This window comes from Microcystis sp. M31BS1, from assembly GCF_020245285.1.
Lineage (GTDB): Bacteria > Cyanobacteriota > Cyanobacteriia > Cyanobacteriales > Microcystaceae > Microcystis > Microcystis panniformis.
Genome location: NZ_JADBVE010000380.1, coordinates 1 through 8,465, shown reverse-complemented (window position 1 = coordinate 8,465; position 8,465 = coordinate 1). Strand labels below are relative to the sequence as shown.

Sequence of the window (8,465 nt, the reverse complement as noted above, 5' to 3'; positions counted from 1 at the left end):
GTTCCCCAACGTGATTCTCCATTTTTTTAGAGAAAGATAGACTCTCTCTCACCAGCCGAGAAATCCTTTGTCGAAAGGTATTATTTAATCTTTCAATAGGATTAGTTTGACCAGTTTCTTTTCCGACCGGTCGATGACGTTTACTGGGAATTACTGTCTTATAGGACTCCCAAAAGTCTGTGTAAGCAACCGCACATTGTCGGTAAACACCGGGTAAACTGGCCCCAAAGTTTTTTGGCTGATTGACGACTCCTATCTCCGCGCATAGGGTTTGCGGCAAAAAGCTTTTCCTGGAGGCAGGGTGTGGGGTTTGGGGTTTTAGAAGCTAGAAGGATATATTAAGAAGGTGAGATATTCCGAGCAACGCTTATTGAGATAAATCTATTATGCTTATTTACTTTATTCACGGAGTGGCCACAAGAGATGCTAGTTATGCCAATAAATTAATTAAACTAATTGAAGAAGAATGTAAACGCAAAAATCGGGCGATTCCCTACTGTTATGCGGGATTTTGGGGAAATGTTCTCAAAGGAACCGAAAAATTATGGCGAGATATTGATCAAGAATTACAGACACAAAAACAGAAAAATAGTAATTTTAATCCCGAGCAATCCTTTCGCTATCAAAATTTTAGAAAAGAGTATTTATCTTATTTTATCGGTGACGCATTTAGCTATTTAGGCAGCGATCGAGGAAACCAAATTCGCCGCATTATTGCCGATCAATTAATCGATCTTGTTCAAGCTTATCCCCAGGAAACCGAATTACATATAGTCGCCCATTCTTTAGGTACTGTAATCCTTTGGGATCTGTTATTTTCCGAGCGTTTTGACCCTCAGGATCCCGCTCATGAAATTCGTGACCTTATCGGTAAAGAACGGGGCAAACTTTCCCTATCTAGTGTAACAACAATGGGTTCACCGATCCCATTTTTGAATTTAACTTTAGGCATTGATACCAATCAAATTGAAAAGTTTATTAGCCAGCATCAAAGTCAGCGTTTGCTCTGGAATAATCTGATCAATTCCTCCGATATTATCGCTTATCCAATTCGTCCTCTTTTTGATTGTATAACCGATGTATCCAAGATTTTAATGAGCGATTATTATCTAGAAGCGACTGGCAATATTTTTGATTCTGTAGAAATTGCTGCCGTTGTCTTAAATTCCCTTAATGCTCATACCTATTATCTAGCATCAGATAAAGTGGCTAAAAATATCGTAGAGACAATTTATTTTAATCAGCAGGATTATAATCAGGGTAATAGTTACAGTAATAACACTTGTGTTGATCTTGCCATAGAAAGAATACCAAATATCTGGAGTGACTAAAGATGTGGTAAAAATGAAACCTTTAAAAGAAAAAATATTACTAGAAGGTAAATTCAAAGATGCCAGTGGTTATATTTATTTAAGCTCAGATTTATATCGTGTCCATCATTTTTATATACAGGACAATCATCAAAATATTGTATATGCTGTATATGTGGGTTGGATTCATGTAGAGGGATTGAAAAATTCTGTTACAGAAATCATCAGACAGCTATGTTATGTCAACGATGAAGCAAAGAATAGCTAATAGCATGATGTACCAGACAATTTTTTAATTTTCCCTGCGCTATACTGCCATTATTGAGATTAAACCAGCATTTATGAATCAATCCCCCCGCATTCTAGCACTCGATTTTGATGGTGTTCTTTGTGATGGCATGATCGAGTATTTTCAGATTAGCAAACGCACCTATGAAACCCTTTGGCCGGAAATAATTCCCGAGGATTTTTTCCCGAGGTTTTCGCAACTTCGTCCCGTTATCGAAACCGGTTGGGAAATGCCTTTACTGTTGCGATCGCTTGTTCTCGGTATTCCCGACGGGGAAGCTTTAAATAATTGGCCGTCAATTCGGCAAAATCTGCTAGAAAGGGAGAAAATAGCGAAAAAAGCTCTCTCAAATGCCCTCGATCGTCTTAGGGATCGATGGATTGAGTCGGATCTAGAGTCTTGGTTAGCCTTACATCAATTTTATCAACCCGCGATCGATCGCCTGGCCTCTCTTTTAGACTCGGATTTTTTGGTTTATATTATCACTACAAAAGAAAGCCGTTTTGTCAAGCGATTGTTACAAAAAGTAGCAATTAATTTTCCGGCAGCGAGATTAATTGGCAAGGAAATTAAACAGCCGAAATACCTGACTATTCAGCAAATACTGGCTGATTTACCGGAATCCCCCGCTAATTTGTGGTTTGTCGAGGATCGTCTCGATGCGTTGGAATTAGTGGAGCAACAAGCAGATTTAAACGATGTGGGCTTATATTTAGCCGATTGGGGATATAATACGGCTCAAATGCGCCAAAAAGTTGCTCAAGATACCCGCATTAAGCTTTTATCCCTATCTCAATTTGCGGCAGACTTTACCCACTGGTAGAGTTAGTGACGAAAAATATTACACAGATAACTGATAACTGATGCTGCTATACTAAAAAGCGTAGTCGTTATGAGTTGCATTTACGGTTATGACTGTCGAGAATTTAGTCATTATTGGTTCGGGACCCGCGGGATATACGGCGGCGATTTATGCGGCGCGTGCGAACTTAAAACCCTTGATGTTTGAGGGTTTCCAAGCGGGAGGTATTCCGGGGGGACAATTGATGACCACCACAGAAGTAGAAAATTTCCCCGGTTTTCCCGAAGGAATCACCGGTCCGAAGCTGATGGAAAGAATGAAGGAACAGGCCGAAAGATGGGGGACCCAATGCTATACCGAAGATGTTATCTCGGTGGATTTAAGTCAGCGTCCTTTTATCATTCGTTCCACGGACCGGGAAGTGAAGGCCAATAGTATTATTATCGCCACGGGAGCCACCGCTAAACGTTTAGGATTACCCAGCGAGGCCCAATTCTGGAGTAACGGGATTTCCGCTTGTGCTATCTGTGACGGTGCTACACCGATATTTAGAGAGGAAAACCTGGCTGTCATTGGTGGCGGTGACTCGGCGGCAGAAGAAGCCGTATATTTAACTAAATACGGCTCCCACGTCCATTTATTAATTCGCGGGGAAGCGATGCGTGCCTCGAAAGCAATGCAGGACCGGGTGTTAAATAATCCGAAAGTTACCGTTCATTTTCACACCCAAGCGGTGGATGTGTTCGGTACAGGCAGTAAAATGGCAGGATTACGCATTAAAAACTCGCAAACGGGAGAAATCAGTGAATTAGCCGTTAGAGGGTTATTTTATGCCATCGGTCACACTCCCAATACTTCCCTCTTCCAAGGACAATTAGAATTAGACGAGGTGGGTTATGTAAAAGTCAAACCGGGGACTGTTGCTACCAGCGTCGAGGGGGTTTTTGCCGCAGGAGACGTGCAGGACCACGAATACCGTCAGGCCATCACTGCCGCAGGTACGGGGTGTATGGCGGCGTTATTGGCAGAAAGATGGTTATCGGAGCATAATTTAATCCAAGAATACCGTCAATCGGCAACTTCTGAACATTACGAGACAAAAACCGTTAGCGAAACCCCGGCCGATACGGAGGAGACTTTTGATATTCACAAAACCCGTCACGTTGGGGGTTATGCTTTGCGGAAATTATTCCACGACGGCGATCGCTTGTTAATGGTAAAATATGTTTCTCCCACCTGTGGCCCCTGTAAAACCCTGAAACCGATTTTAGATAAAGTGGTCGATGAGTACGATGGCAAAATTTATTTTGTGGAAATTGACATCGAAGCTGACCCAGAAATCGCCAAAATGGGTCAAGTAACCGGGACTCCCACGGTACAATTCTTTAAGGACCGGGAATTAGTGAAGGAAATGCGCGGAGTCAAACAAAAAAGCGATTTTCGTCAAGTAATTGAGAGTTATCAATAATCAGTTATCAGTTATCAGTTATCAATAATCAGTTATCAGTTATCAGTTATCAGTTATCAGTGATCAGTGATCAGTTATCAGTGATCAGTTATCAGTTAAGTACCTAGGCAAAATTATTTACACATGACGATCATTGCCCCGTAAGGGTTTTAGCTCGATCGGGCAGATAATTAATTTTGCATGACTACTTATCATACCATTTGGCTCTTCTCGACTTTGTGTGATAATTTTTGCTTATGGAATCGTGAAATGCTTATCAGGCAAGACTTTTAGTGCTATTTGGCGGAATAAACTATCAGTATAGACCTCGTTTCCACACAGAAACCAGAAGAGCCACCATTTTTCATAAGTAATGGCAGAGATGGTTAATCGCCCTAACCCCCCACCCCCCCTGCCCCCCCGACATCGGGGGGGTTGGGGGGCAAGGGGGGGTAAGATACCTGCCAAGAATAAAGAAAAATGGTATCAGATGTAAGTTTTCAGTTCACTGTTTACTGATCACTGATCACTGATCACTGATCACTGAAAAAAAGCTCCCCAGTTCATAATTCATAATTCATAATTCATAATTTATAATTCCCACCGATAACTAAAAATGAGTAATCTAATTCGCAAATATACACCCCCCACCTGTACCCTAGAAATTTGGGGAAATAGTTCGCCTCTAGCGGTTTGGCTAGGTAAAAACGTCTTAAACGATGCCCACTTTCAATTGCGCTTTGATGATCCTAGATTGAGTGAGGAAAAACAGGTGACAATCAAAGGCGATCGCACACAATTACAACTCCTAGGGGAAATTGTCGCTAATTATGTGCAGAATTTACTCTCTAGTCCCGTTTCTAGCCTCTCTTTCGTGGCTAGTAGTTCCCCCGAAAGTCATCTTCCCTCCTTACCCTCTCTCCATTGTCAGGGACTTCTCCAGCATCAATTATTTTTGGGTTCCCTGCTAACCGATCGAGATAAACAGGAGATTGAATTAACCACATCGCAATTATTCGATCTAGCCAATGCTTTAGGGGAATATAACCATGAAAGCCCCCTAATACCCCCTTTAATTCGCCAGAAAACTCGAAAAAATGCCCTGATCTGGACGGGATTAACCGCCTCAGCCCTAATAACTATCGGGGGAATAGCGATCGCATTTTATCAACAGCAAGAACTAACCAACAATGATTTAACCACCGATCCCAATAGCGCCAGGATTCCCCAACCCTTGCCAACGCTGCCTTTACCCCCCACGGGAACAGCCGCCCCAAACCCGCAGTTACCAGCAAATTTGGGCAATAAAACCCCTTTACCGCCACCGCCGCCCGTGGCAACCGTTCCAGCCCCAGTTCGCCCCTCTAGCGTCCCCCTAGTGATTCCGCCGTCCACTTTACCGCCGCCACCAGTCACAGGTTCGCTTCCCGGCGGCACGGCGATCATAATTGAACCGAATAATCAGAACATCCCGATTACTGCCCCCCCCGTCACCAGCGCTCAGGGTACAAATGAACTAGCAAATATTCCCCCTACCACAATGAATCCGACTCCAGCACCGCCAAAATTGCCCAATTTACCGCCTCTAAGCCCTGTTAACCCCGAAAATGTCAATTTAGACCCCAAACCGCCCACAAGTACCGCTAAAGCCCCAGAGACGAACTTACTAGATACAATTCCCCAAGTGGCAGAAACCAGAGAATATTTTCAGTCCCGTTGGCAACCCCCGGAAAGTCTTAAGCATACTCTAGAGTACCGTTTGGTCTTAAATCAGGATGGTTCCCTAAAACAGATTATTCCCCTGGGACAGGCGGCGAAAATCTATCTCGATCGCACTAATATGCCCCTGCTCAATCAACCTTTCGTTTCTCCCCTCGATATCTCTGGTAATCCTCAATTGCGTCTAGTTCTTGGTTCTGATGGTACGGTGCGGACCTTTATGGAACAGCAATAGGCTGTAAGCTGCTCGCGGGTTGAAATTGCTTGTTGAGACGAGGCAACGGGCAAGAGGCAAGACCCCCCAACCCCTCAGGGGGGTAAGATACCTGCCAAGAATAAGGAAAAATGGTATCAGATGCTCTATTAGAGATTAAGAAAAGCCGTCGTAGAACGACGGGGTTTTCAACCCAAATTTTCGCTCAATGTTCCGCTATGGTAAAAGGGTTACGGAGTCCTCCTAGCACCCGCACACCACACGAAAACCGTAGTAGTGGTAGGTGCTGACGCGCCTAGCGAAGAAGCTGCGGAAAGCGGAACGACAGAGACCTGGATTGCCGTACCAAGAACCGCCCCGTAATAGAGAACGATTATTATTCTCAGTAATCCACGCCGACCCGTCCTCTGGCGCTCCGGTATAGCTATCGTGCCAATCGTCCGCGCACCATTCCCAGACTTGCCCGTGCATATCGTAAAGTCCGAAAGCGTTGGGGGGAAACTGCCCGACGGGAGTGGTTTGTTGTCGATAAGTACCCTTTTTACCGTCGGCGTAGGTATAGTTTCCGTGATAGTTCGCTATTTCGGTGGAGAGGGTAGCCCCGAAAGCAAAAGGAGTGGTCGTTCCTGCGCGACAAGCGTATTCCCACTGTGCCTCGCTGGGGAGATGATAATCTTTCTGAGTAAGCTTGGATAGCCGTTTACAGAATTCTACGGCTTGATACCAGTTCACACACTCTACCGGTCGATTATTTCCCTTGAAGTACGAGGGGTCGAGGGATAGGTCGATGTCGATTTTCGCCTGAGATGCGATGATTCGCCATTGCTCTTGGGTAATGGGATATTTGCCCATGTAGAAAGAGGGAACGGTGACTCGATGCTGCGGTTTTTCGTAGTTATGCCCCTCACCATCGGGCGATCCCATGAGGAAAGTACCGCCAGGGATATAGACTATTTCTAGGTCGATATTATTGCCGAGGTTTTCGCTCTTTTGAAAACCTTTTCCCAGGCGAGGTTTGATTATATTCCCTCTGGGATCAACGGTGATGATCTCGAAGGAGAATTCTTTCCCTTTTTCCTCCTCCTGACTACAATCTTCCTCTTCTACTCCCCGCTTATTTTCCTCTCGCTCTTTTTCTTCCTCAAATCGTCTTGCTAATTGCTGTTCGTAGGCTTCTCGAACTTTCTTTTGCTTGGCTTTAAGAAGATCGCTATAGGGTTGAATTAACTCTTTTTCGATCTCGATATTCGGTAAGCGGACTTCGTAGTAGGGATCGAGATTTAGATAATAAATATCGATATAAAAAGCCAAGAGAATTTGGTGAATTTTGATAATTACCGCTCTAATAATCAAGAGGATTTCATCTTCGGTTTTTCCTGCCTTTAATAATTCCCGTTCTACTTCTCGCCAATTCCATTCGATCGGTGAGAAAGACATCGCTTGCTTATCCTGCATTTTCCAAGAGGCAACTCGAAAGGTCACGGCATCCGATCGAATGTCTGTATAGATTATATATACAGGTACGCAGGACAACAAACTATGTAACCGTTCGATTTCGATTTCCTCGATTGGTTGCTTGAAATAATCTCCAAAAAATTTAACGGGATATAGTTGATCATTAACTGAATAGTAATCCGCAAGAAAAGAACTCACCTTTCGCATCTCTAGCTTGAAATCTAACTTCCTCATGGCAGCTAGGGAGCGATCGCTCGCTACACTGGGTAAACAGGCTAATATCAAGAGAGTTTGTTGGTATTTCTTGAGAATCTGCTCGGTTTCAAAGCGACTCAACTGCGATAACCATGTATCTTTGTCCCACTCAGCTTGAATTTCTTGCAGCTTTAACTCAATTTCTTTTTCTTGCTGTTCTCTTAGTAGTTCTTGCCGTAGATAACTCAGGTTACGTTGTTCTTTTTGGATGGCGATTTTGATTTCTTTCAATTCAAGAGAAAGATTTTCTAAACCGATTCTTTCCCTAGGGATTTCATTATCTGTTTCTTGTTGCACCAATTTGCACTTGAATTGGTGCAACGCCAATTCAAGTGCGAATTGGCGTTGTTTTCTTTGCAGTTGTAGGGATTGATTATCGAGTTCCAGCTTTTTTTTGTAGTAAGATAACTCGGCTTTTTTGACTTCGCTATTATTTTCCACTACGGAGGCACCATGACGAGATGCTTGATCATCATTAGATAGAAGGCGCTCCATCAGCTTCAGTGCCACCCGGGAGATACCAACAACAATTTGCTCGATCATTACCGCATCCATTAGACTAACTCCTCATACTGTAGTGTTTTCATGTCCACACCTATCGATGATTACGACTTCTCTGATTGTAATTATTAACTGACTTTTTGGGAAAAAACTTGGCTCTTCTCGACTTTGTGTGATAATTTTTGCTTATGGAGTCGTGAAATGCTTATTGGGCAAGACTTTTAGGGCTATTTTGCGGATATTCTATCAGTATAGACCTCGTTTCCACACAGAAACCAGAAGAGCCAAAACTGTATAAGCTGATTCGGACAAAGGACAAAGCGATCGAGAATTTTGGGCTCTTCGGGAATTGTTATGCAAATAATTAACTTAAAATAAAATTCGATGAGAGCGCCTACGCTCAAAAGTAGCTGAAATCCATACAGGGAAGGACTTAAGGCACAAACAGGTTAATACCAAAAGATAGACAATTG

The 8,465-nt window shown here is 43.4% G+C and carries 6 protein-coding genes and 1 pseudogene; 5 read left to right on the top strand and 2 right to left on the bottom strand.

The features are described 5' to 3' along the window. Positions 1-260: pseudogene (locus IM509_RS21255) on the bottom strand (IS1 family transposase); the annotation flags it as partial. A 126-nt stretch (positions 261-386) separates the two neighbouring features. Between IM509_RS21255 and IM509_RS21250 the strand changes: the two are divergent. The 5 genes from IM509_RS21250 to IM509_RS21230 all read left to right on the top strand — a co-directional run bounded on the left by IM509_RS21250 (position 387) and on the right by IM509_RS21230 (position 5,802). Continuing rightward, complete coding sequence (locus IM509_RS21250; RefSeq protein ID WP_260441163.1) at positions 387-1,331, top strand: lipase family protein; 945 nt, start codon at positions 387-389, stop codon at positions 1,329-1,331. A gap of 13 nt (positions 1,332-1,344) precedes the next feature. After that, on the top strand, positions 1,345-1,578 hold the full coding sequence (locus IM509_RS21245) for a hypothetical protein (protein WP_072926160.1): 234 nt from the start codon (positions 1,345-1,347) through the stop codon (positions 1,576-1,578). A 73-nt stretch (positions 1,579-1,651) separates the two neighbouring features. Continuing rightward, the gene (locus IM509_RS21240) at positions 1,652-2,422 is read left to right on the top strand and encodes an HAD family hydrolase (protein WP_052275976.1); all 771 of its coding nucleotides are present in this window, start codon (positions 1,652-1,654) and stop codon (positions 2,420-2,422) included. Positions 2,423-2,510: 88 nt separating this feature from the next. After that, positions 2,511-3,869 (top strand): thioredoxin-disulfide reductase, encoded by a 1,359-nt coding sequence (trxB, locus tag IM509_RS21235; protein ID WP_052275975.1) that lies wholly within the window; start codon positions 2,511-2,513, stop codon positions 3,867-3,869. A 595-nt stretch (positions 3,870-4,464) separates the two neighbouring features. Next, complete coding sequence (locus IM509_RS21230) at positions 4,465-5,802, top strand: DUF4335 domain-containing protein (RefSeq protein WP_185238095.1); 1,338 nt, start codon at positions 4,465-4,467, stop codon at positions 5,800-5,802. A 222-nt stretch (positions 5,803-6,024) separates the two neighbouring features. Here IM509_RS21230 and IM509_RS21225 read toward each other — a convergent pair whose 3' ends face one another. After that, positions 6,025-8,046: a formylglycine-generating enzyme family protein gene (locus tag IM509_RS21225; RefSeq protein ID WP_052277894.1), complete on the bottom strand. Its 2,022-nt coding sequence runs from the start codon at positions 8,044-8,046 to the stop codon at positions 6,025-6,027. Positions 8,047-8,465: the final 419 nt, after the last annotated feature.